The organism is Bacillus sp. SRB3LM, from assembly GCF_015712745.1.
GTDB lineage: Bacteria > Bacillota > Bacilli > Bacillales > Bacillaceae_G > Bacillus_A > Bacillus_A thuringiensis_K.
Map to the genome: position 1 here is coordinate 1 of NZ_VWVQ01000008.1, position 20,775 is coordinate 20,775.

The following is a 20,775-nucleotide window of genomic DNA, read 5'->3' on the forward strand; positions in this document are numbered from 1 at the left end:
CATAAAAAAATCCCCTCCAGATAAAACAGTATTGAGTCCATCATATCAGATGGACTCTTTTTTTACTGTCTACCTATAGGGGATAATACCAGCCAAAATTTTGGCACACCCTCTTTTTATTATTAAGTTGCTATCGTTGTCAGTTTTTGTCGGTAAGTCGATATATTTCAATAATCGCTGATATATTTTTACTCTCCCCCCTTATGCCTAAATCGCACTAATAATAAGGAATTAATTCCCATAACAAGAAAAAAGACCAAAAAGCAACTCACACTTTTCGGTCTCTACACTATCTTCTCTTCGTAATCTTTCCTGAACCACCGACCCTCGTTTTCGGAGGAGATGTATTCCTTGGCGGGGTTTTAATAGATGATTTTGGCTTCACATCTGATCCGCTTGAACCACCTGGATTTTTCGTTATTTTCCCTTTGCTTCCAGTAGGAGGCGGAGGCGTACTACTTCCTTTTTTAGTAATACTTCCTGTATCTCCTACGGAAGGTTTCGAATCTACATGATCGCCTCGCTTAATGATAGACCCTTTTCCTTCCTTCGTAATTGGAGGAGGGGTTTTCTTTTCTTCTTTCGTAGGCGGTCTCTCTGGAATAACCGGTTTATGATTTTGTCTGTCATTATACCCGCGGTAATCACCGTACGATGATTTTCGTGAACCAAATATATCATTTAATATACTTCCCATAATATACCCTTGCAAGAAGGACGGTTGGTAATTTTGACGGACAAATTCTTTATTACTTATTTCAATTAACGTATCAGATGGTTTCTCTTTATCCTTTTGCAGGTTATAAATCTTATCAGAATAAACGAGGAACATTTGATTTTCGTCTTCTTTAGATGCTTGCTTCGGTTCTCTTTCGTTAATGAGTTCCTTCGCTACTTCAGGAACCGACCGATTGGCGGCCCTATACACGTAAGATTCTTGTTTACCTTCCTTGGCAACAGATTCAAGTGGATAACGGTCTTGAATCGACTTTGTCTGCCCGCCTTGACAACCTGATAAGGCATAACCAGCAACAACAAGTAATATAACGATAGCAAGTATAGGGATCACAAACGATTTAATCATGGTAAACAATCGGTTTGACATGATTACGCCCCCTTACGTTGCTCTTATAATTTGTACATCAGCAGGAATGATTGCTTCTCCCTCATACATCATTGTGCGACCATTTTGCCATTCAATACGCAATAATTTTCGATTATCTGATTGGAATTCCCATATATACTGTTCTTCTGAAGCTGAGAATGGAGTTTTTCCCATCACAACAACACGTCCGTTATATTGTTCTTCCATATGGTACTCGGTATCATCCATTTCAATTGTCGTCGGAATTTCATCAATTGAATCTAAGCGACCATCAATTGGAGTATATAATTTGTAATACGTATTTTCACGGTCTTCAATTTTTAAATAACGAATATCTTTCCCGTCTTGCAGTGTCAAAACAATTTCTTTACGAGAATGCATACTCGTTTTCCCAATTAATTCATACATAACTAATGAAACTTCAATCATATCGCCAGGAGCTAACGTTAAAAGACTCTTTTCCGGCTTCGGTGGCTCTGGGCTTTTCATTATATTTTTAATTCGTTTAAATAAACTCATGATCTACCCCTCCTTTTCTCTTTATAAACACGCACCTAAAATTAGTGCACCAACAATATGTAATGATCCGGCTAGCATCGCATGTGCAACGCTACCTTCTTTCGTACCCTCTTCTAAATCAAGACCAGACATTTTCTTTAATACGAATTCGATAAACATTTCTACCACTAATAAAATAACGAAAGAAACTGCTGATGCAAGAAGTGCTTGCCATAAATCATTTGCTTTCGTTATCGATTGGGATAAAATGTACCCTTGTGCAAATAATTTCATAATAAAACGAGTTGTTACAGCTGTATTTCCATTTTTGATTTCTTTTAAATCATTGTATTTTGTAAAAATTGAATCAACCCACATAATTGCAAATAAAAGTACTGCACTCGCTCCAGTCCATACAAGCATGGCAACTACATTCATCCATGTCATTGCAAAACCTCCTCTAAATATAAAGTGAAACTTTAATGGGTGGGGAAGTGTTTATTCCCCACTGATTATTAGCCCCCACCAATCGGGCATTTATGGGCAGTAGATCTCCCACCCACCTCTCTGTTTTCACCAAAAGTAGAGGTGGGTGTCTTACTGCCCGCAAATTGCGGGGTAATAGAAAACCGACATGAATATATTTAGACATGTCGGTTCATTTGTCTCTATTCTATATTATTTCTCATACTGCTTCATAATACGAGCTAATTCATCGTCAACAGCAGAATTTTTATTTAAGCTTGCGAATTCATCATCTAATGATTTTTCTTTTTTGTACACTTCACCGCTTGCTTCTGCTTCAGCCTCTAATTGAAGAGCTTTCTCTTCCATACGGCTTAAACCAGCTTTTGCTGAGTTTGAATCAAATCCAGACATCGCCTGATTAATATTCTTTTGTGCTTTCGCCGCATTTACACGTGCTACAAGTGTCTCACGTTTATTTTTCAGTTCATTTAATTGCTTACGCATTTCTTCTAGCTTCAGGCGCAGATTATCAGCAGCAGCTTTGTTTTGCTCATAGCTTGCTTTATACTCATTCATCTTTTGCTCTGCATTTTGTTTTTCTTCTAGTGCACGGCGCGCAAGATCTAAGTTACTAGCTTGAACAGCCATATGAGCTTGTTCTTCACGTTTTTTCACAAGTGCTTCTTGCTCTTCAAATAAGATTTTGAATTTCTTCTCAAGCGCAATTTGAGCTGCTACACTTTTCTCAGCTTCTTGTACATCAGCTTGCATATCGCGTAAATATTGATCCGTCATCTTAACTGGATCTTCCGCTTTTTCAATTAATGAATACACATTCGACATTGTTAAATCTCGTAATCGTTTAAATACAGACATCTAAATTCCTCCTATGATATACCTCATATTTTAAATTCACTACTTGGAAAAATAAAAATCTTCCTTAACAGTAAAGAATAGTAATTTTTACAGCTATGTGTTTATTATAACAAAATGAAGATGTACTTACATGTTATTTCCAAAATACATCCATTATAATATGACATTCTAGATGCAATATTGTATTTCTAATATATTCTCATTATCTCCCTTTAAAATTAACTTACTTTTTTGCAATTTCACTAAATTACATAAGTGTAATATTACTGTAAGCTAACTCGATAGTTACGTTTCCATATTTCTTATACACTAATACCAGAAGCAACAAACAAGCTTCTCATCATTTCAAAACTAATACAAAAATTGTATTTACTATAAAACATTAAAAAGGAGAAATCATCATGAAAAAATTAGTAGGAATCGAATTAGCAGCAGCAATTTCATTCGGAGCATTATCAGGTTGTTCTTTATTAGGAGAAAAAGCAAACGGATTTGTACTGTACGGAACAGAAGATCAAGTAACACAAATTGCAGATAAAAATAAAAAAGAAGTGAAAGAAAAAGACTTCTATAAAATGAAAATGACAACATTAGACGGTAAAAAAGTTCTTGTCATGGATAAGAAAACTGGTGAAGAACTTGTGAAGAAAGAGTTACTTAGCAAAGTGGATGCAAAAGACGACACGAAGCCACTTGATAAATTACCAGCTGTAACAACAGAACAAGGTGTATTATTCGCAAAAGAAAAAGTAGAAAATGCTACACTTGATGGGGCAAAATTAAAATACGAAGGCAATACAATTATCGGTAGTGGCCGTGCATATGCCGACATGTTCGCGGTTGTTGATGATGCAACATACGGAAATGTAAAAGGTGAAGAAAAATCTGTAGGTGTATTAAAATTTGATAAAGACCCAAGTAAAGAATTCCCTGGAAAGAATGGTGTAGAATCATCACAACTTGTAAAAATTAAGAAGTAATAAAAAAGCTTTGCGAAATTCGCAAAGCTTTTTTCTATTTATTATGAGCAATTTGCTCCATATCCGGACTACAAGTTTGCGACTGACATGACTTATTTAAAGAACATGCCGCGCATTTTCCTTTTTTACTTCTCTTTACAAAATGAACTAACGTGTATGCTGCATAACCAAAAATGATAGCTCCAATTATAATATTGACCATCATCACAATACATCTCCTTCTAGAATCCGAGTAAGGATCCGACTTGGTATATAATGAGCGTTAATACGTAAGCAACTACGAGCGGATAAACGACTGAGAAAATCGTCCATTTCGCTGATCCTGTTTCACGTTTAATAACAGCTACTGTCGCTAAACACGGAACATATAATAAAATAAAGAACATAAATGCATATGCTGATAACGCAGTATAATGTGCTCCCATTACATTTCCAAGCACATCTTCTTTCACCGCATAAATAATTGCCATTGTAGAAACGACAACTTCTTTCGCTAAAAATCCTGTTAAAAGAGATGCTGCAGCTTGCCACGTTCCAAAGCCGAGCGGTGCAAATAGTGGTGCGATAAATCCACCAATCATCGCTAAGTAACTGTCTCCCATATCCACACCAAATCCTGATGGACCTGCGTAGTTTAATAACCAAATGACAACAGAACCACCGAAGATGAATGTACCTGCTTTACGAACAAATCCCTTACCTTTCTCCCACGTGCTTAGCCATAACGTTTTCGCTTGTGGCACGCGGTAAGGAGGTAGTTCAATGACGAAAATAGACTTTTCCGCTTTTAAAATGGTAAGAGACATAATTTTTGTAACTAATAATGCAAGAACAATACCTGCAACATATAAAGAAAACACAACAGTTGCCTGACTATGAGGGAAGAATACTCCCGCAAATAATGCGTATACAGGTAAACGTGCCGAACAAGACATAAATGGTGTTACAAGAACTGTAAGTAAACGTTCTTTTTCTTGTTCAATCGTTCTCGCTGCCATAATACCTGGAACATTACATCCAAAACCGATAATCATCGGAATGAATGCTTTTCCATTTAAACCGAAGAACTCCATAATTCTATCCATAACAACTGCAATTCGCGCCATATATCCTGAGTCTTCTAATAATGAAATGAAAAAGAATAGTGCAAAGATTTGTGGAACGAATACTAATACCGCACCAACACCGGCAATAATACCTTCTGTAACGAGTGCTTGAATAAAATCAGAAGCTCCGACACTTGTAAGTCCAGCTGTCACCCAATCCGTAAGCTGGCCACCAAAAAACTCATCTAACATATCCGATAAAGGTGTACCAATCCACGTAAACGTAACCTGAAAAATAAAAAACATAACTGCTAAAAAGATTGGAAGTCCTAAAATTTTATGTGTAATTAATCTATCAATTTTTTCTGAAAAAGGAATTTTTCCTTCTTTCTCATGCTTCATAACATTTGTTTTTAACTTTTCAATATACGCTTCACGATTTTTGTAAATGTGCTCTTCCAACGTACAATCAAGTTTTTCTTCTAAGCGAGATCGAATGGCTGCAAGTTCCTTATAAATTGGTAATGCTTTCATCTCTTTTTCTACTACTTCGTTATTGCTTAAAAATTGAAGAGCTAACCATCTCGGATGCTCGTAATTCGCTTTCTCTAAAAGAGAAATTACTCCTCCAATTCCTTCATCCATTCGTACACCATATGAAATAATGAATGGCTTTTTCGCATTTTTGTCATTTTCTTTAAGCGTCGCAAGTAGTTCTTCACAACCTTTTCCGCTTCTTGCAACGACAGGAACGACTGTTACACCTAATAGTTCTGATAATCGTTTAACATCAATTACAATGCCTCTTTGCTTCGCCACATCAATCATATTTAAACCAATTGAAACGGGCTTACCAAATTCAAGTAATTGCAACGTTAAATGCATATTTCGTTCAAACTGCGAAGAATCCACAATATTTAACATATGCTGAAATTCTTCTGTTAATAGAAAGTTTGTTACAACACCTTCATCACGTGAAACTGGATTTAAATCATAGACACCTGGTAAATCAATTAATGTTCCTTGCTTATCTTTTAATTTACCAACCTTCTTTTCTACTGTTACACCGCTCCAGTTTCCTACATACTCATAAGAACCAGTAAGTGCATTAAATAATGATGTTTTCCCTGTATTCGGATTCCCTAGCAAAGCTACCTTATTCACGCTAATTCCACCTTTATCATTTTCGCGTCACAATGACGAATACTAATTAACTGTCCACGACACTCCAATGTACAAGGACCTTTGAACATCGCTTTTTGCTTCATGCGAAGTTCGCTTCCTTCAGAAAGACCAAAAGCAGCCAGTCTTCTCTTTAGTAACTGATCTAACGACTGAATACTTTTTACTAACACTTTCTCACCAATTTTAATATCTACTAAGCTCATAACCTTCCCCCTCCGAAGAGAATGATAATTATTTTCAAAAGAATTATAGCACACTCTATTTCTTGAGCACTATACCCTTTGACTTCATATTTATTAACATTTCTCTACAATTTTATTTCAATTATTGTCATAATAGATTCGTTTGCCATTCTCATCCATTTCGCTTACAATAAAAAATAACAAATAAAGAATTTCGTTATCACAGGGGGAGCCATGCCGCTGAGAGGGAACACTTCGTTCCGACCCTTCGAACCTGTTAGTTAATGCTAACGCAGGGATTGTGCAAACGTCCGAAATACATACCTCTTTTTTATTTTCGTATTTCGTATCCTCCTATGATATCTATTCTTTTTTGTACAACTTGGATTTAGGGGGAGACAACATGCGTAACACCAATTTACAAGCGATGATCGAATCTGCTATTCTTGCAGCCTTCGCCATGATCATCGACATTTTACCATTATCAATTAAACTTCCAACAGGCGGTTCCATTTCATTTGCTATGATTCCTATTTTTATTATTGCTTACCGCTGGGGCTTTAAATCAGCTTTCTTAGGCGGTTTAGTTTGGGGACTATTACAAATTGTCGTGGGAGATGCTTACATTTTAACACCTGTTCAAGCATTCATTGAGTACTTCATTGCCTTTGCTTTTATTGGATTTGCTGGCTTATTCTATCGTCCAATTCAAAAAGCACTTTTAACATCTAATGAAAATAGCTTAGAACAATCAAATTTAGGTAGCCGTAAAGACAAACCTTCATCAAAACAAAACCAGGGTAAGAAAGTCCTTGCTTATATTATCCTTGCTACATTTATCGGTAGCTTTGCTCGCTATTTCTGCCACTTTATTGCTGGCATTATTTTCTGGGGACAATATGCACCGAAAGGTCAATCAGCTGTGTTATATTCATTAATCGTAAACGGCAGTACAATGCTCGGTTCTTTTATTTTATGTACAGTTTTACTTATATTTTTATTCCTTACTTCACCACGATTATTCAAAAGCATCAATGCTTATCAAATAAATGCAAACAAAAAGGGCGCTTAATGAGCGCTCTTTTTTCATATCGTAATATCAATTAAAAATACAATAAATGCGCAAAAGAAAATAAATACCATCATACTTAGCCAATTGCTATGCACGGTTCATCGACTCCTTACATAACCTCATATTCTAAACAAATTATACTGATTAAAAATAAAGATTAGGTAAAGATAATATGAAAATAAATTAAAAAAACGTAGATAATATGATCTACGCTTTTTTCGGTAAATAGAAGTAAAATAACACACCATTTTCTGTATTTTTTACCCCATATTCAGCATCATGTAGTTCTAAAATGTTCTTTGAAATGGCAAGCCCAAGCCCCGTCCCACCTTGTGAACGCTGACGAGCTGTATCCACGCGATAAAAACGATCCCAAATTTTATCTAATTGTTCTTCTTCAATGTGAGTACCTTTATTTTCAATACACACTTTTATACGATCCTTCTCATCTATTGTAGAAATAATAATATCCTCTTTATTTGGTGTGTAGCGTATGGCATTCGTAATAAAGTTCACGATGACTTGTTCAATCCGGCCTTGATTTGCAATCACTTCAAATGAACATATATTTTTATGAACATGAAGTTCTTTTTTCTCTATTTCCACAGATAGATGTTCACATATATCTTCAATTACTGTATCAATATAAAACGAATCCTTTTTCATTTTATATGTACCAGATTCAAATTTAGCTAGCTCAAGCATATCCAATATTAACGTATCCATTTTGTCTACTTCTCTCTCCATTGCCTGAAAATAATACTCTTTTTTATGTTCAGCTACCCCGTCTTTTAAAATAGAAATACAGCTTTTCATAATACTTAGCGGTGTTTTTAATTCATGTGAAACACCAGAAATGAATTCTTTTCGCGTCTTTTCTAACTTTCTTTCCTTTTCAATATCTTCTTCTAACTGTCCAATATGCGAATGGAGTTTATTTGATAGCACATTAATATTTTTTGATAAATCCCCAATTTCATCTTTTGAAGTAATCGGTATTTTTTCTGTGAAGTCTAAATGCGCTATTTTCTTCGTTGTATCATTTATTTTCAATAATGGCTTTGCAATTTGTTTTGAGTAATAGAACGAAGCTAAAAAAATAAGAACGACTACAAATGCAATGATATAGATATAATAATCTTGCACCATTTGTACAGCCTCATCTACGGGCTGTAAAGAAGCCATCGCATAAATATATGTTACTGATCCACCTTTTTCTTTTATCGGCTTAATTAATAATTTATATTTTATATCATTCTTTTCATAGTCCATTGTTTGTATTGCATATTGTATATGCTTGCTCTCTTTTAATAATAAATCCGTTTGAAATTCTTTTATGTTATCTAAAAAGATGCTATTTTTATAAATTTGATTTATAGGACCTGTTACATCAGGAAGCTGAACTTTCGTAACACGCCCACCTATGTAAGCATCTAATTCTTGAGCAGATTCTTTCTGGACAGCTGGTTTCTTTTCCTTAGCAAGTTGTTCTTCGGCTGCTCTCTTTTTCTCCTCATTTAATTTCATTTTCTCCTGAAACGCTTTTTCTAACGGTTTATTAGATCCACTTAAATTTTGCTTGCCTAACGTGAAAGAGAATGGAATATAATTATCATCTTTTTTCACGCCAGAAAAATAAATTTCTTGTCCTAAAAATGCATTTGATGATTTATTATCAATCTCCTCTATATTGATGAGATTGTATAAAGGAATTTTGAATATTTGTTGTCCAAAGCTCTTTTGTTGCCTACGATCTATCGTTACCTCAAAATAAAAATCATCCGCATGTTTTAAATTCCCATTCTGATCTAATGTCGTAATCCACGTATTATTTTCTCTTAAAAAGTCTTGCTCCAGTCGCTTAATTTCTTCTGCATTTCCTACATAATTCAAATAACTCTTCTCAAAGGAATTTAAGTTCACTTTAATATCTTCTACTTTTCGATTCGCATAATATTGTTTAAAAAATATCGTTTGTCCAATAAATATCGTCACTAAAATTAACATGCATAATGCTGTTGTGAGGGTAAATAATTTTAGTACAATTCCTTTTCTCATACATTCCCCTCAAATTTATAACCAGTTCGTACTACAGTTGTAATATACTTTGCTTTCTCTCCTAATTTATTTCTTAAATTACGAATATGGCTATTCACCGTTCGATCATCGCCAGCAAATTCATATCCCCAAATTCTTGAAATGAGTTGCTCTCGCGTTAAAACTATTCCTTGATTTTTCATGAAATACACCAATATTTCAAACTCCGTATGCGTTAAACTAACATCTGCCTCATCAACAGTAACAGTACGCGACGGAAAATGGACATGGATGCCATGAATCGATAACGTATCATCTTCGTTCTCTAAAGGTTTCTTCGATGCTTTTCTACTTTCTAATAATCGTTTCGCTCTTGCTAATAAAATTGGCGGACTATACGGCTTCGTCACATAGTCATCTGCTCCAAGTTCAAAACCAAGTAACGTATCGTCTTCATCTACGCGCGCCGTCAGCATAATAATAGGCACCTCGGACGTCTTCCTAATCCTTCGGCAAACAGACCATCCATCGAGTTCTGGCAACATAATGTCTAAAATAACTAAATCCACCTTTTCTTGCTCAAATACAACTAAAGCTTCTTTTCCATCTCTTGCTTCAAACACTACATATTGCTCACTCAAAAAATAATCTTTTAATATTTCACGCAAAATATCTTCATCTTCCACAATTAAAATGTTTTTTGACATAACTTATGTATCCCCTTCCGTTTTCAGAAACTATCACTTCATTTTGAATAACTAGCCGTTAACTTCGCCTCGATAATATATCTATCTGGTGCATCCCCTATATAATCAAATGGATAGCAAGTCGTCAGTGTTAATACCGGTTCTTCTTTTTTTATAATAACAGTACGATCATCCGCGTGGGTAATCCACGTCTTTTGAATTTCATATGTGTAAATTTTATTATCATACTCTAAAACAAGCGTATCTTTTTCTTTTAACTCCCCTAAATCGGTAAATACAGTATCCCGGTGTCCACTCAAAACAGTATGTCCACCTCCAGATGGCGTTGTCGTTAAATCACTAACGAACATACCCACTCCTTTTTTCAAAGTCGTATCATCCGCTCCCCAATATATAGAAAACTTCTTCCCTATTTTTGGTATGTTTAACATCGCTACCTTTTCTCCTTCTTTATGTTCTGTTTGAGAAGAAGGCACTTGGGAAGTTACAGGTGTTTCGGAAGAAAGTTCATTATCTTGTATATTTTCAAGGCTCTTTAGTTCTTTTTTTGTTAATTGTTGAGCAGAGCTTTTTCCTTTATACCATTCGACAGCGTAATATGCTCCCATAAATAGCCCTATAGCCATCAATATGATACCGATATAATTGAGTATCTTCATGTTTCATCCCTCCATGCAAAAAATGGTAGGAATAACCTACCATTTTTAATATATGAAATTATGCCATTCTTTATAGGACAATATTTGATTTATGCCTTAACTTTATTCCGACGATTCAAACCAAATAATGTACCTAGTGCTACAAGACATGCGCTTAGTCCCATCATTGCTACATTATTAGATGCTGTGTTTGGTAATTTCTCTCCAGCTTCTTTTTTTGCAATAGCTTCCTTTTCTTTCACTTGTGGCGCTACTACTTCTTTAGCCATATTACTTTTTTCTTTTTCTTGTACTTGTGCCGCTTGCTTTTTCGCTACTTCATTCTTCTCTTGCGCTTGCGCCGCTTGTTTTTTCTCTGTATCATTTTTTTGCTGCGCCTGAATCGCTGCTTCTTTTTTTGCTATATCTTGCTGTATTTGCGCTGCTTCTTCCTTTGTCAATGTTCCAGTTGAAGCACTTGCTACTGAAGAATATCCTACTGTTAAAAGTGCCATCGCACAAATTGGTAATAGTTTCTTTTTCATTTTATTTCTCTCCTCTTATACGTTTTACATCACTTCGCATCGGATGTATCACTAGAATAAACAAGAGATATAAATTTAAGATGCAGATGAAATATATTTCATTTAAAGATTTCATTGTAGAGAAATAAAAAAACATCGCAATATATACGATGTTTTTTCGGGTGTGTGTCTCAATATTTACATATTACTTTCGCGTGATGTAGAAGTAGAACAGGCCGGAGCGATAACTAATTGTCTCGGCTCAGTTTTCTTTAAGTGATTTTTGACGTTACACTTACGACGTTGAACAACCCACGCTTTAATAGGGTTTGTCAAAATAATCTTTTGCTCTTCGTTAGGGGCCTCTTCTTCAAACCTACAACTTTCGCTCCATTTATTCCATTTCATTGTAAATTTAGAAGAAGAATGATCATCTTCTTGATCAAACAAGTGCAAAAAATCCATCTCGCCAGCTAGCATTACGGTGTTGCTAGTTGCTAAAAAAGAAAAGGTCGTCCAACGTTTCTCCATGCCCTCCTACTCCTTTTTCACATATAGAGTGCCTAAAACTTAATTTACCTAAAATATGCTTGCCTTTTACCTTACACCCATAGTTTATCCAAAATGCTCTTATGCAACTATCGATTTGCCTTACAACTACCTTACATTTTTGTAAGAAACAAAAAAACCTTCACTCTATATAATGAAGGTTTCTTACTTTTTATCTATATGATCTCTCATATCATCAAGTCCAGCTTCTTTTAGCTGCGACATCATACCGTGCGAAATTGCTCCTAACACTAAAGTCATTCCAATTAATGAAATACGAATCGCAGGTACATCAATTACATAAGCCAACAGGCCAAGAACAATTGTTAAAAGTAATGCTTTTATAAATGTTACACTTGTGTACTGTTTCTTCTTCATCATATTCACCCTTTATGGAAGCGTTTTCTTAATATGCTTATTATATCATATCATCAGATGATTTTGTCGTTATCTTTGTAAAAAATTACTATCTCCTTTGACTTTTTTCTTTCTATCCTTTACAGTCGAAATGTTCACAAGTTTTACACTGTAGGAGGACTCCAATGAATATTGAAATAAAAGACACTTTAATTTCTGAAGAACAATTACAAGAAAAAGTAAAAGAACTAGCACTTCAAATCGAAAGTGACTTTGAAGGAGAAGAAATCGTAGTCATTGCTGTATTAAAAGGATCTTTCGTATTTGCTGCTGATTTAATTCGTCACATTAAAAACGATGTAACAATCGACTTTATTTCTGCATCTAGCTACGGAAATCAAACAGAAACAACTGGAAAAGTTAAACTATTAAAAGATATCGATGTAAACATTACTGGAAAAAACGTCATTGTCGTAGAAGACATTATCGATTCTGGTTTAACACTTCATTTCCTAAAAGACCACTTCTTTATGCATAAACCAAAGGCACTCAAGTTCTGTACATTACTTGATAAGCCAGAACGTCGTAAAGTAGACTTAACAGCTGAATATGTTGGCTTCCAAATTCCAGACGAATTCATCGTTGGATACGGTATCGACTGTGCAGAAAAATATCGTAACTTACCATTCATTGCTTCAGTTGTAACGGAATAATCATATAACTTAAAAAATCGATAGTACATAAAATGTATATCGGCGATTTTTTAAATATATCGACTTACCGACAATAACTGACAATCTTAGCGCCTTATTAATAGGAAAAAGCTGTTCTGAAATACATCGGAACAGCTCCTTACTTTCCATTACAAAAAAAAAACAGGGAGAGATGAAAAATGACAAAAACAAAATTTGAAAAAGTACTCCTCATCGTAAATCCAAAAGCTGGACAAGGCGACTTACATACAAATTTAACGAAAATCGTACCACCTCTTGCCGCAGCTTTTCCTGACTTACATATCCTTCATACGAAAAAACAAGGTGATGCAACAAAATATTGCCAAGAGTTTGCTAGTAAAGTAGATTTAATTATCGTCTTTGGTGGTGACGGAACAGTATTTGAATGCACAAACGGCTTAGCACCTCTTGAAACTAGACCTACACTTGCAATCATTCCAGGCGGAACTTGCAATGACTTCTCTCGCACACTAGGCGTTCCGCAAAACATTGCAGAAGCAGCAAAACTTATCACAAAAGAACACGTAAAACCAGTTGATGTTGCAAAAGCAAATGGACAACATTTTTTAAACTTCTGGGGCATTGGACTCGTATCTGAAGTATCAAACAATATCGATGCAGAAGAAAAAGCAAAGCTTGGTAAAATCGGTTACTATTTAAGCACAATTCGAACTGTAAAAAATGCTGAAACATTCCCAGTTAAAATCACTTATGACGGACAAGTATATGAAGACGAAGCTGTTCTTGTCATGGTTGGAAACGGTGAATATCTTGGTGGTATTCCATCCTTTATTCCGAACGTAAAATGTGATGACGGAACACTTGATATTTTCGTAGTCAAATCAACAGGTATTCAAGCATTTAAAGATTACATCGGAAAGAAACTATTTGAAGACTCAAATGAAAATGACATCTTCCACGTAAAAGCGAAATCCATTCATATCGAAACAGAGGAAGAAAAAGAAGTTGATACAGATGGAGAAAGCTCGCTTCATACACCTTGTCAAATTGAATTATTGCAAGGACACTTTACGATGATTTATAATCCTGCGGTTGTGTAATAAAAAAAACGAGTGCTAGCACTCGTTTTTTCTCTTCTAATCTAGTTATATTGTTGAATCATTTCTTGTATTTCTTTCACTCTCTCTAAAGTAATTCCATTTCTTTGTTCGATCGCTAAAGAATGCTCGGTTGGCTCTAATTCAATATACGGTGCCGTTCCAACTTCTCTTATATGTACATTTGTTTTTAAATTTAATGTTTCTGGATAAAATGGTATTTCTACAGATAACCAACCAAAATAAGGATCACTATTTTCTCGGCCTCTCTCATCCCACTTTTCTAATACTTCATCATAACTTTCTTTACTAAGTGATACCCACACAGTCCATATGAATTTTTCGTGGTAATCAATGATAGGAATCTCTAAACAACCTCTAATAAAGTAATATTCATCGTCCATTACGCAAAGTTCTGATGTTAAATGGAAGCGTTCCTCTCTTTCATGGGGCGCTACCTCGTAATAATAATATGGTGCTTCACTTCGGTAGCATAAAGCAAGTGTAAAACGACTCATTTGTACTTTTTCTCCAGATTTTCTTCTTCTTTTCATTTATTATTCTTTCTCCCATCTTTTTCAGTCACAATCAAACTCCACCCAATTTTCCCAGTTCGTATTAGCATCCTTATTTACAATTTCACTAGAGTATACCATAGACATACTTACCTTTCATTTTCTAATAATATTACTAAAAAATAGTAGAATGACTAGTTTGCATATTCTAGTTCTTTTTATGTACAATGAAGGAAAGAAGCACCTTCATGTAAGGGAGAGGACAAACTTTGTTCAACCAACAGTTAGTTAATTTACGCATTGATTTTGCATTTAAACAATTGTTTGGTACGAATGGTAGCGAAGATATTCTAATTGCATTTTTAAATGCTATGTTACAAGAGTCTTTAGAGTCGCCCATTGCTTCTCTACAACTAGAAGATCCACATTTACACAGGGAATATGAAGAGGATAAGTTATCTATTTTAGACATTTCAGCGACATTAAACACAGGAACAAAAGTTAATGTAGAAATACAACTCAATAATAATCACGATATGGTTAAACGCAGTTTATATTATTGGGGAAGACTATACACATCTCAACTACAAAAAGGGATGCCCTACAGTGCACTTCACAAAACCATCACCATAAACTTACTAAACTTCGTAATGTTTTCGGAACACCCAGCCTTCCATACAACGAGCATATTATGGAATACACAACAACAAAAAATCCTGAGTGAAGACATAGAAATCCACATTATAGAAATTCCAAAGTTAACTGAACAATGGCATGAAGAAAAAGTAAATCCGTGGAAAGATCCATTTGTTCGTTGGCTTTTATTGCTTTCAGCAAATGAGGATGAGCACTTAACTAAACTATTGGAGGATATTGCTATGAACCAAGACCCTATTTTACAAAAAGCAATAAATAAATGGGAACGTATGAGTCAGGATTCTTCTTTCCGACAAGCCTATGACGCAAGGGAGAAAGTTTTAATGGATGAAGCAGCAAAATTCGCCCATGCAGAGACAGAAGGAATAAAAAGAGGAATGGAACAAGGAATTAAAAAAGGGCTTGAAAAAGGTATTGAAAAAGGCATTAAAAAAGGGCTTGAAAAAGGCATTGAAAAAGGCATTGAAAAAGGCATTGAAAAAGGCATTCAACAGGGGAAAATTCAAATGATTAAAAATATGTATGATCTTGGTATACCACTTGAAACGATTGCTAAGGCAAGTAAATTAAGTTTGCATGAGATTGAGCATATTTTAGGATATAAATAGTCATAAAACAAGAGCTTGAATAGTTTCAAGCTCTTGTTTTATCAACTCTCCTCAATATCATCCAATTGAGTCTTATAACATTCATTACACTTTGGCCTCATAGGAAGAATCCCTCTTTCATCAGGTAATAAAACCCTCAAAACTTCTCGATCCATCTCTACGAAAGACTTCATAATAATGGGATAGCCTTCAATTATATTCGTATACTCAATCCCTTTTTCAAACTTTTTTCCGCCCTTTATTTCTTCTATTACTAATCAAAATAATTCCTATTAATAGGCATCCTACTATGATTAAAATCTCCAAATATAACACTCCATGTGTGCATTTATATTTATTTTCGTTTACGTACTATTGTTATTCATATTCCATTTTAGCTAATAAACAAACGAAAGAGAACTAGGTGGATTAATGTTTACTTAAAAATAAAAAGGAGCTGAATTTCCTCTTCTAATTTTCGTATCACATTTTGGACAATATACATATCGTTCTTCTACCTTTTGTCGTTCTATCATGTGTAAGGATACTATTTTCATACTGCACATAAGTCCAATTAAGATAAGGCTAAAAATGAGTAGCACAACGCTCTTCCTTTCTTAACTACTTACCTATATTTTACCATTAAGTAAAGATAATTTTATACTTATAATCCTATCTTATCCTTCATACTGGAAGAAACTTTCTTTACTTCTATTTACTCATCAATGTGATTCTTTTTTGTCTATATAAATAAAGAATACCTGTAACTATAAAAACAATCCCGCCAAAATACACACCATACTCTATCGCAACTGCTACAATTCTTTCAATATGTTGTCCAAATAAAGAACCTAGTACGAAATAAACGAGTGTCCAAACAAAGCCTGTCGTATAAGAATACAAAGCATACGCCTTAAATGACATGTTATTCATTCCAACTAAATACGGCACGATATGTCTTACAACTGGTATGAAATAGCTTGTAACTAACGCGTACTGTCCGTATTTATCAACCATTTCTTGTGATTTTATCAAATACTTCGCTTTTTTCTTTTTCATTAATTTATGGAGTACCTTCGTGCCAAATACCTTCCCTAATATATATCCTAAAGAAAGCCCTGATACAACACCTAAATATGTTAATACAAATGAAGGAACAACACTTAATATCCCTACTGAAGATACGAAACCACCGCTCATAACAATCATTTCATCTGGAATTGGCATACCGATAATACCTAACCATAAACAGAAAAATAATGCCCAATAACCGTACTGCTCGATATAGGATAATAATTCATGTAATTCCATTATGCATACGCTCTCCTTAGTTCTTTTTTGCAACTAAAGACGTAGGCTGGCGGAAAATTGAGCCATACTTTTTCTAGTGTAATTTCAGGAAAGAAATGCTCTATAAAGCCTTTTTTCACAAGTGAATATTGAAATGTAATGAATTCACCATTCTCATGTATCACTTCCATCGCATTGTTTAAAATGCGCTTTGAAACTTCTTCTGGTAAAGAAGTGAAAGGTAATCCTGATAAAATGTAATCAATGCATTTTATATTGAACTCTTCCATATACTTCTTTATATTTTCAGCTGAACCGTGTACAACTATGACGTTCTGCTCATCTTTAAACTTTCTCTTTAGCTTCTTGCAAAACACTTCATTAATTTCAATAAGAAGAAATATTGTTTCCTTCTTCTTTCTCTTCATAATTTCTTTCGTAAAGACTCCTGTACCAGGACCTAACTCTACAATGCATTTCGCTCTATTAAAATCAATTACATCTACCATCTTCTTTGCTAATATTTTTGAACTTGGCGCAATTGCACCAGTATGTTTCGGATGTTTAATAAATTCATGTAAGAATGTTATGAGTTGCATGTAACCTTCTCCCCATTCGTTCAATAGTTTTTAACTTGTTTCTAAGTATAACTATCATTTCTTAATAAAAATTGAGGAAGTTTCTTAAGATTTTATGAAGAATAAAAAAACAGCTATCCCTATTACGATAGCTGTCCCTTTATTACTTCGCACTCACGATCTTATAATAAGAACGAACTGTTAAGAAGTAATATCCAATATAAATAGCGCCGTATACTCCGATACTAATTAGAAGCGGAATCATAATTTCAAATGGTAGTATGTTCCCTAAACCTTTTAATGCAAACAAGCTGTGCAGGATTCCGATTACTAGTGGAATTGCAAAGATAAAGCTTACTTGTTTTGCAATAGCTTTTTTCATTTCTTGTTTTGTAACCCCGACTTTATGAAGGACAATGTAACGATCACGGTCAGCACTTGCTTCTGTAAGCTGCTTAAAGTAAATGATTGATCCTGTCGCTAATAGGAAGACTAAACCTAAGAATAGTCCGATGAACATCATTAGTCCAGTTGCTTCCAGTCCCATATGGAAACCAGTATAGAAGTCTCTAAATGGTGGTGCCATTTCTGATACACCAGTTGGCATCACTTTTGCTAATTTTTCCGTTAACACTTTACTGTTTCTTTCATCTTTTACATCAATATTTTTTACAATACGTGTTCCAAATGCTTGTTTCGCTTGTTCATACATTTCATCGGAAACGACAACAACTAGTTCACCTAAGTTTGTAATTGCATTATCATTTGCGGCTTGAATCGTTAATTTCTTCGTTTCATTTCCAATTTGGAATACTACTTTATTCCCTTTATATTGAGGGCTAAACTCATGCCCTTCAATATACGAACTATCATATATAATTGCTTCACCAGCAGTTACATTCACTGTTTCTGCCTCAATTTTTTTAGCAAGCTTGTTAAATTCAGATTGAGACATAAATTGATATTTCTCTGAAATCGTGTAATTCATATTAAGAATGAAATCAACTTTCTCTCCTTCAAACTTCCCTTTTACAGGAACTGTCTCAATTTCAACTTGATCTTTGATCGGATGATCTTTCTTCTCTTCTGCAAAAATCGCATTTACTTTCTTATCAAGCTCTGCATCTTTCTTCTCGTAAGAATAACTGTATGGCATAGCTGCTTTTGATTGTGTAAATGTGTTGTAATACATCGTAACTGACGTACCAACCGCTGTTAATGTTACCGCACTTAAAATAGAAATTGTCGCAAGTGACTTTGCATTTCCTTTAATACGATATAGTAGCTGTGACGTCGTTACCATATTCATACCGTTATAAAACGATGATTTATTATTTCTTGCACGTTTCAATACGAATACTGTAAAGAACATAAATAGTAAGTACGTACCTAATACTGTCGCCAGTAAAATATAAAGTGCAACTGCCATAAAGTCTGCATATTTAACGGCCTTCATGAACATTAATGCTAAGAAATAACCTGAACCAATTAAGACAACTGAAATTAATGCCATAATAACAGATCCTTTTGGCATTGCTTCTCCTTCACGTTCTGCGCGGAAAAGTTCAATTAACTTAAAGCGATAAATTAAACGATATCCTTGGAGTGATGTATATAAAATAATCACAAAGAAAATAATTGCTGTATCAATAATTGCTGCCATTGGTACTTCAAAATGAACGTTTAAATTTAATCCCATCATATTTACTAATAACTCAAGGAATAATTTTGAAAGGACACTACCGATTGCAATCCCGATTACTAATGACATTAATCCCATTAACATATTTTCATAAAAGAGCATTTTACCAATTTGTCTTTTTCGAATACCTAATAAAGAATATAGCCCAACTTCTTTTTTACGTTTACGTGTAAAGAATCCGTTCGAATATATAATGAACACTGCTACGAAAATGATAAGCATCACACTGGAAACTTGAAATGCACCACTAATCTTTTTAGAAGCTTCTGCTGCTTTTTCCATTTGTGAATTATATTGTAGTGCTTTAAATGTAAAGTAAATTACAATACTAAATATCATTGATGCAAAATATACAAAGTAGTCTTTAAAGTTCCGCTGTATGTTGCGGAGGGCAATGCTAGATAAGGTCATCAGCCATACCTCCAGAAATAGAAGACATTACGTCAACGACTTTTTGGAAGAACTGTTTACGCGTTGATTCACCGCGGTGCAATTCTTTATATAGTTCACCATCTTTAATGAAAATAACTCGTTTACAATAACTCGCCGCAAATGCATCATGCGTTACCATTAAAATTGTTGAGTTATCATATTCATTTAATGACTTCATACTTTCAAGTAAATCTGTTGCAGATTTAGAATCAAGCGCTCCAGTTGGCTCGTCTCCGAAAATCATACTTGGATTCGTAACGATTGCACGTGATGCTGCACAACGTTGCTTCTGTCCACCCGACACTTGATATGGGAACTGACTTAAAATATGATCAATACCGAATTTCTTTGAGATTTCAAGAACGCGGCGATCAATCTCACTCGCTTTCACCTTTGATAACGCAAGTGGTAAAGCGATATTCTCTTTCACTGTTAACGTATCTAATAAATTATAATCTTGGAAAATGAAACCTAAATGATCGCGGCGGAATAACGCTAACTTATCATCATTCATCTTCACAATATCTTTTCCATCAATTAAAATTTCACCGTTCGTCGCATTATCAATTGTAGAAAGAACATTTAGTAAAGTCGTCTTACCAGAACCAGAAGGTCCCATAATTCCAACAAATTCACCTTCTTTTACTTGTAAGTTAATACCTTTTAACGCTGCAAATTTATTACCACCCGTGTCATACACTTTTTCGATATTTTTTGCTTCTAACACTGTTTTCATCTCGACATCCCTCATTTCTTCTATTCTCTATTTTCAACTATATACACTCTCTACTCTTGCCACTATCGATGTTTCTTACACAAACATGACAGTTATGTAAGGCACATAAGTAAAGACATCAAAAAGTTAACATAATGAATTAAAGTACTTTGCTACTATAACATTGGGATATCATACCATCCATTCATTCTCCTTACAGGAACATTACAATTTTGTAAGGTAAAAAATGTACCTACAAAGTTGTGCACGAAATGTCGGATGG

General features: G+C 34.5%; 23 protein-coding genes, 1 pseudogene and 1 riboswitch. Of the genes and pseudogenes, 5 read left to right on the forward strand and 19 right to left on the reverse strand.

Features of this window, described 5'->3' with window-relative positions:
- Positions 1-289: 289 nt before the first annotated feature.
- The 4 genes from F3I02_RS06875 to F3I02_RS06890 form a co-directional block, all read right to left on the reverse strand.
- Positions 290-1,105: a DUF4247 domain-containing protein gene (locus tag F3I02_RS06875; protein WP_000071188.1), complete on the reverse strand. Its 816-nt coding sequence runs from the start codon at positions 1,103-1,105 to the stop codon at positions 290-292.
- A gap of 12 nt (positions 1,106-1,117) precedes the next feature.
- Positions 1,118-1,624, reverse strand: a complete 507-nt coding sequence (locus F3I02_RS06880) for a DUF4178 domain-containing protein (protein ID WP_000051745.1) — start codon at positions 1,622-1,624, stop codon at positions 1,118-1,120.
- A 21-nt stretch (positions 1,625-1,645) separates the two neighbouring features.
- Positions 1,646-2,050 carry a DUF350 domain-containing protein gene (locus F3I02_RS06885; protein ID WP_000220087.1) on the reverse strand — a complete coding sequence of 135 codons (405 nt, stop codon included), beginning with the start codon at positions 2,048-2,050 and terminating at the stop codon, positions 1,646-1,648.
- 231 nt (positions 2,051-2,281) lie between these two features.
- A complete protein-coding gene (locus tag F3I02_RS06890; RefSeq protein ID WP_000110286.1) occupies positions 2,282-2,947 on the reverse strand; it encodes a PspA/IM30 family protein in 666 nt (221 codons plus the stop codon).
- 401 nt (positions 2,948-3,348) lie between these two features.
- Here F3I02_RS06890 and F3I02_RS06895 point away from each other — a divergent pair, with 401 nt between their 5' ends.
- Positions 3,349-3,927 (forward strand): lipoprotein BA_5634 family protein, encoded by a 579-nt coding sequence (locus F3I02_RS06895; protein ID WP_196477766.1) that lies wholly within the window; start codon positions 3,349-3,351, stop codon positions 3,925-3,927.
- Positions 3,928-3,961: 34 nt separating this feature from the next.
- Here the strand turns inward: F3I02_RS06895 and F3I02_RS06900 are convergent, their stop codons facing one another.
- From F3I02_RS06900 to F3I02_RS06910, 3 genes are read right to left on the reverse strand one after another with little or no spacing between them, the layout of a single operon-like run.
- Entirely contained in the window at positions 3,962-4,132 is a 171-nt protein-coding gene (locus F3I02_RS06900; protein ID WP_000989586.1) for a FeoB-associated Cys-rich membrane protein, read from the reverse strand.
- Between the two features lie 16 nt (positions 4,133-4,148).
- Positions 4,149-6,137 (reverse strand): ferrous iron transport protein B, encoded by a 1,989-nt coding sequence (gene feoB, locus F3I02_RS06905; protein WP_196477767.1) that lies wholly within the window; start codon positions 6,135-6,137, stop codon positions 4,149-4,151.
- Positions 6,134-6,361, reverse strand: a complete 228-nt coding sequence (locus tag F3I02_RS06910; protein WP_000060514.1) for a FeoA family protein — start codon at positions 6,359-6,361, stop codon at positions 6,134-6,136. The genes feoB and F3I02_RS06910 overlap by 4 nt, the downstream gene beginning before the upstream one ends.
- 194 nt (positions 6,362-6,555) lie before the next feature.
- Positions 6,556-6,657: riboswitch (TPP riboswitch) on the forward strand.
- An 86-nt stretch (positions 6,658-6,743) separates the two neighbouring features.
- On the opposite strand from F3I02_RS06910, the gene thiT reads away from it, so the two are divergent.
- Positions 6,744-7,412 carry an energy-coupled thiamine transporter ThiT gene (thiT, locus tag F3I02_RS06915; protein ID WP_001246577.1) on the forward strand — a complete coding sequence of 223 codons (669 nt, stop codon included), beginning with the start codon at positions 6,744-6,746 and terminating at the stop codon, positions 7,410-7,412.
- Between the two features lie 207 nt (positions 7,413-7,619).
- Here the strand turns inward: thiT and F3I02_RS06920 are convergent, their stop codons facing one another.
- From F3I02_RS06920 to F3I02_RS06945, 6 genes are all read right to left on the reverse strand, one after another.
- Positions 7,620-9,470: a sensor histidine kinase gene (locus F3I02_RS06920; protein ID WP_001225370.1), complete on the reverse strand. Its 1,851-nt coding sequence runs from the start codon at positions 9,468-9,470 to the stop codon at positions 7,620-7,622.
- Positions 9,467-10,156 carry a response regulator transcription factor gene (locus tag F3I02_RS06925; RefSeq protein WP_000041865.1) on the reverse strand — a complete coding sequence of 230 codons (690 nt, stop codon included), beginning with the start codon at positions 10,154-10,156 and terminating at the stop codon, positions 9,467-9,469. Before F3I02_RS06925 ends, F3I02_RS06920 begins: the two co-directional genes overlap by 4 nt.
- Before the next feature lie 38 nt (positions 10,157-10,194).
- Complete coding sequence (locus tag F3I02_RS06930; protein ID WP_000698540.1) at positions 10,195-10,815, reverse strand: class D sortase; 621 nt, start codon at positions 10,813-10,815, stop codon at positions 10,195-10,197.
- An 89-nt stretch (positions 10,816-10,904) separates the two neighbouring features.
- Positions 10,905-11,339: an LPXTG cell wall anchor domain-containing protein gene (locus tag F3I02_RS06935; protein ID WP_000728028.1), complete on the reverse strand. Its 435-nt coding sequence runs from the start codon at positions 11,337-11,339 to the stop codon at positions 10,905-10,907.
- 177 nt (positions 11,340-11,516) lie between these two features.
- Positions 11,517-11,849, reverse strand: a complete 333-nt coding sequence (locus F3I02_RS06940; protein ID WP_000415590.1) for a hypothetical protein — start codon at positions 11,847-11,849, stop codon at positions 11,517-11,519.
- A 183-nt stretch (positions 11,850-12,032) separates the two neighbouring features.
- On the reverse strand, positions 12,033-12,248 hold the full coding sequence (locus F3I02_RS06945; RefSeq protein WP_002001286.1) for a hypothetical protein: 216 nt from the start codon (positions 12,246-12,248) through the stop codon (positions 12,033-12,035).
- 161 nt (positions 12,249-12,409) lie between these two features.
- Between F3I02_RS06945 and hpt the strand changes: the two genes are divergently transcribed.
- Both hpt and F3I02_RS06955 read left to right on the forward strand, forming a co-directional pair.
- A complete protein-coding gene (gene hpt / locus F3I02_RS06950) occupies positions 12,410-12,937 on the forward strand; it encodes a hypoxanthine phosphoribosyltransferase (protein ID WP_001019309.1) in 528 nt (175 codons plus the stop codon).
- A 179-nt stretch (positions 12,938-13,116) separates the two neighbouring features.
- Complete coding sequence (locus tag F3I02_RS06955) at positions 13,117-14,019, forward strand: diacylglycerol/lipid kinase family protein (RefSeq protein ID WP_000167907.1); 903 nt, start codon at positions 13,117-13,119, stop codon at positions 14,017-14,019.
- Positions 14,020-14,060: 41 nt separating this feature from the next.
- On the opposite strand, the gene F3I02_RS06960 is transcribed toward F3I02_RS06955, so the two are convergent.
- Positions 14,061-14,570 carry a DUF2199 domain-containing protein gene (locus F3I02_RS06960; RefSeq protein ID WP_196477768.1) on the reverse strand — a complete coding sequence of 170 codons (510 nt, stop codon included), beginning with the start codon at positions 14,568-14,570 and terminating at the stop codon, positions 14,061-14,063.
- A gap of 230 nt (positions 14,571-14,800) precedes the next feature.
- Here F3I02_RS06960 and F3I02_RS06965 point away from each other — a divergent pair, with 230 nt between their 5' ends.
- Complete coding sequence (locus F3I02_RS06965; protein ID WP_196477769.1) at positions 14,801-15,796, forward strand: Rpn family recombination-promoting nuclease/putative transposase; 996 nt, start codon at positions 14,801-14,803, stop codon at positions 15,794-15,796.
- 41 nt (positions 15,797-15,837) lie between these two features.
- On the opposite strand, the pseudogene F3I02_RS33790 reads toward F3I02_RS06965, so the two are convergent.
- The 5 genes and pseudogenes from F3I02_RS33790 to F3I02_RS06985 all read right to left on the reverse strand — a co-directional run.
- Positions 15,838-16,050, reverse strand: a pseudogene (locus F3I02_RS33790) (DUF4262 domain-containing protein); the annotation flags it as partial.
- Between the two features lie 436 nt (positions 16,051-16,486).
- Positions 16,487-17,086: a DedA family protein gene (locus F3I02_RS06970; protein ID WP_000418939.1), complete on the reverse strand. Its 600-nt coding sequence runs from the start codon at positions 17,084-17,086 to the stop codon at positions 16,487-16,489.
- Entirely contained in the window at positions 17,086-17,664 is a 579-nt protein-coding gene (locus F3I02_RS06975) for a class I SAM-dependent methyltransferase (RefSeq protein WP_196477770.1), read from the reverse strand. Before F3I02_RS06975 ends, F3I02_RS06970 begins: the two co-directional genes overlap by 1 nt.
- A gap of 142 nt (positions 17,665-17,806) precedes the next feature.
- A complete protein-coding gene (locus F3I02_RS06980; protein WP_000176158.1) occupies positions 17,807-19,756 on the reverse strand; it encodes an ABC transporter permease in 1,950 nt (649 codons plus the stop codon).
- The gene (locus F3I02_RS06985) at positions 19,743-20,513 is read right to left on the reverse strand and encodes an ABC transporter ATP-binding protein (protein ID WP_000859656.1); all 771 of its coding nucleotides are present in this window, start codon (positions 20,511-20,513) and stop codon (positions 19,743-19,745) included. The genes F3I02_RS06980 and F3I02_RS06985 overlap by 14 nt, the downstream gene beginning before the upstream one ends.
- Positions 20,514-20,775 lie beyond the last annotated feature (262 nt).

Bases quoted from the DNA above. Each gene is read 5' to 3' on its own strand.
- F3I02_RS06875 (WP_000071188.1), bottom strand. From the start codon at position 1,105: ATGTCAAACCGATTGTTTACCATGATTAAATCGTTTGTGATCCCTATA.
- F3I02_RS06880 (WP_000051745.1), bottom strand. From the start codon at position 1,624: ATGAGTTTATTTAAACGAATTAAAAATATAATGAAAAGCCCAGAGCCA.
- F3I02_RS06885 (WP_000220087.1), bottom strand. From the start codon at position 2,050: ATGACATGGATGAATGTAGTTGCCATGCTTGTATGGACTGGAGCGAGT.
- F3I02_RS06890 (WP_000110286.1), bottom strand. From the start codon at position 2,947: ATGTCTGTATTTAAACGATTACGAGATTTAACAATGTCGAATGTGTAT.
- F3I02_RS06895 (WP_196477766.1), top strand. From the start codon at position 3,349: ATGAAAAAATTAGTAGGAATCGAATTAGCAGCAGCAATTTCATTCGGA.
- F3I02_RS06900 (WP_000989586.1), bottom strand. From the start codon at position 4,132: ATGATGGTCAATATTATAATTGGAGCTATCATTTTTGGTTATGCAGCA.
- F3I02_RS06910 (WP_000060514.1), bottom strand. From the start codon at position 6,361: ATGAGCTTAGTAGATATTAAAATTGGTGAGAAAGTGTTAGTAAAAAGT.
- thiT (WP_001246577.1), top strand. From the start codon at position 6,744: ATGCGTAACACCAATTTACAAGCGATGATCGAATCTGCTATTCTTGCA.
- F3I02_RS06920 (WP_001225370.1), bottom strand. From the start codon at position 9,470: ATGAGAAAAGGAATTGTACTAAAATTATTTACCCTCACAACAGCATTA.
- F3I02_RS06925 (WP_000041865.1), bottom strand. From the start codon at position 10,156: ATGTCAAAAAACATTTTAATTGTGGAAGATGAAGATATTTTGCGTGAA.
- F3I02_RS06930 (WP_000698540.1), bottom strand. From the start codon at position 10,815: ATGAAGATACTCAATTATATCGGTATCATATTGATGGCTATAGGGCTA.
- F3I02_RS06935 (WP_000728028.1), bottom strand. From the start codon at position 11,339: ATGAAAAAGAAACTATTACCAATTTGTGCGATGGCACTTTTAACAGTA.
- F3I02_RS06940 (WP_000415590.1), bottom strand. From the start codon at position 11,849: ATGGAGAAACGTTGGACGACCTTTTCTTTTTTAGCAACTAGCAACACC.
- F3I02_RS06945 (WP_002001286.1), bottom strand. From the start codon at position 12,248: ATGATGAAGAAGAAACAGTACACAAGTGTAACATTTATAAAAGCATTA.
- hpt (WP_001019309.1), top strand. From the start codon at position 12,410: ATGAATATTGAAATAAAAGACACTTTAATTTCTGAAGAACAATTACAA.
- F3I02_RS06955 (WP_000167907.1), top strand. From the start codon at position 13,117: ATGACAAAAACAAAATTTGAAAAAGTACTCCTCATCGTAAATCCAAAA.
- F3I02_RS06960 (WP_196477768.1), bottom strand. From the start codon at position 14,570: ATGAAAAGAAGAAGAAAATCTGGAGAAAAAGTACAAATGAGTCGTTTT.
- F3I02_RS06970 (WP_000418939.1), bottom strand. From the start codon at position 17,086: ATGGAATTACATGAATTATTATCCTATATCGAGCAGTACGGTTATTGG.
- F3I02_RS06975 (WP_196477770.1), bottom strand. From the start codon at position 17,664: ATGCAACTCATAACATTCTTACATGAATTTATTAAACATCCGAAACAT.
- F3I02_RS06980 (WP_000176158.1), bottom strand. From the start codon at position 19,756: ATGACCTTATCTAGCATTGCCCTCCGCAACATACAGCGGAACTTTAAA.
- F3I02_RS06985 (WP_000859656.1), bottom strand. From the start codon at position 20,513: ATGAAAACAGTGTTAGAAGCAAAAAATATCGAAAAAGTGTATGACACG.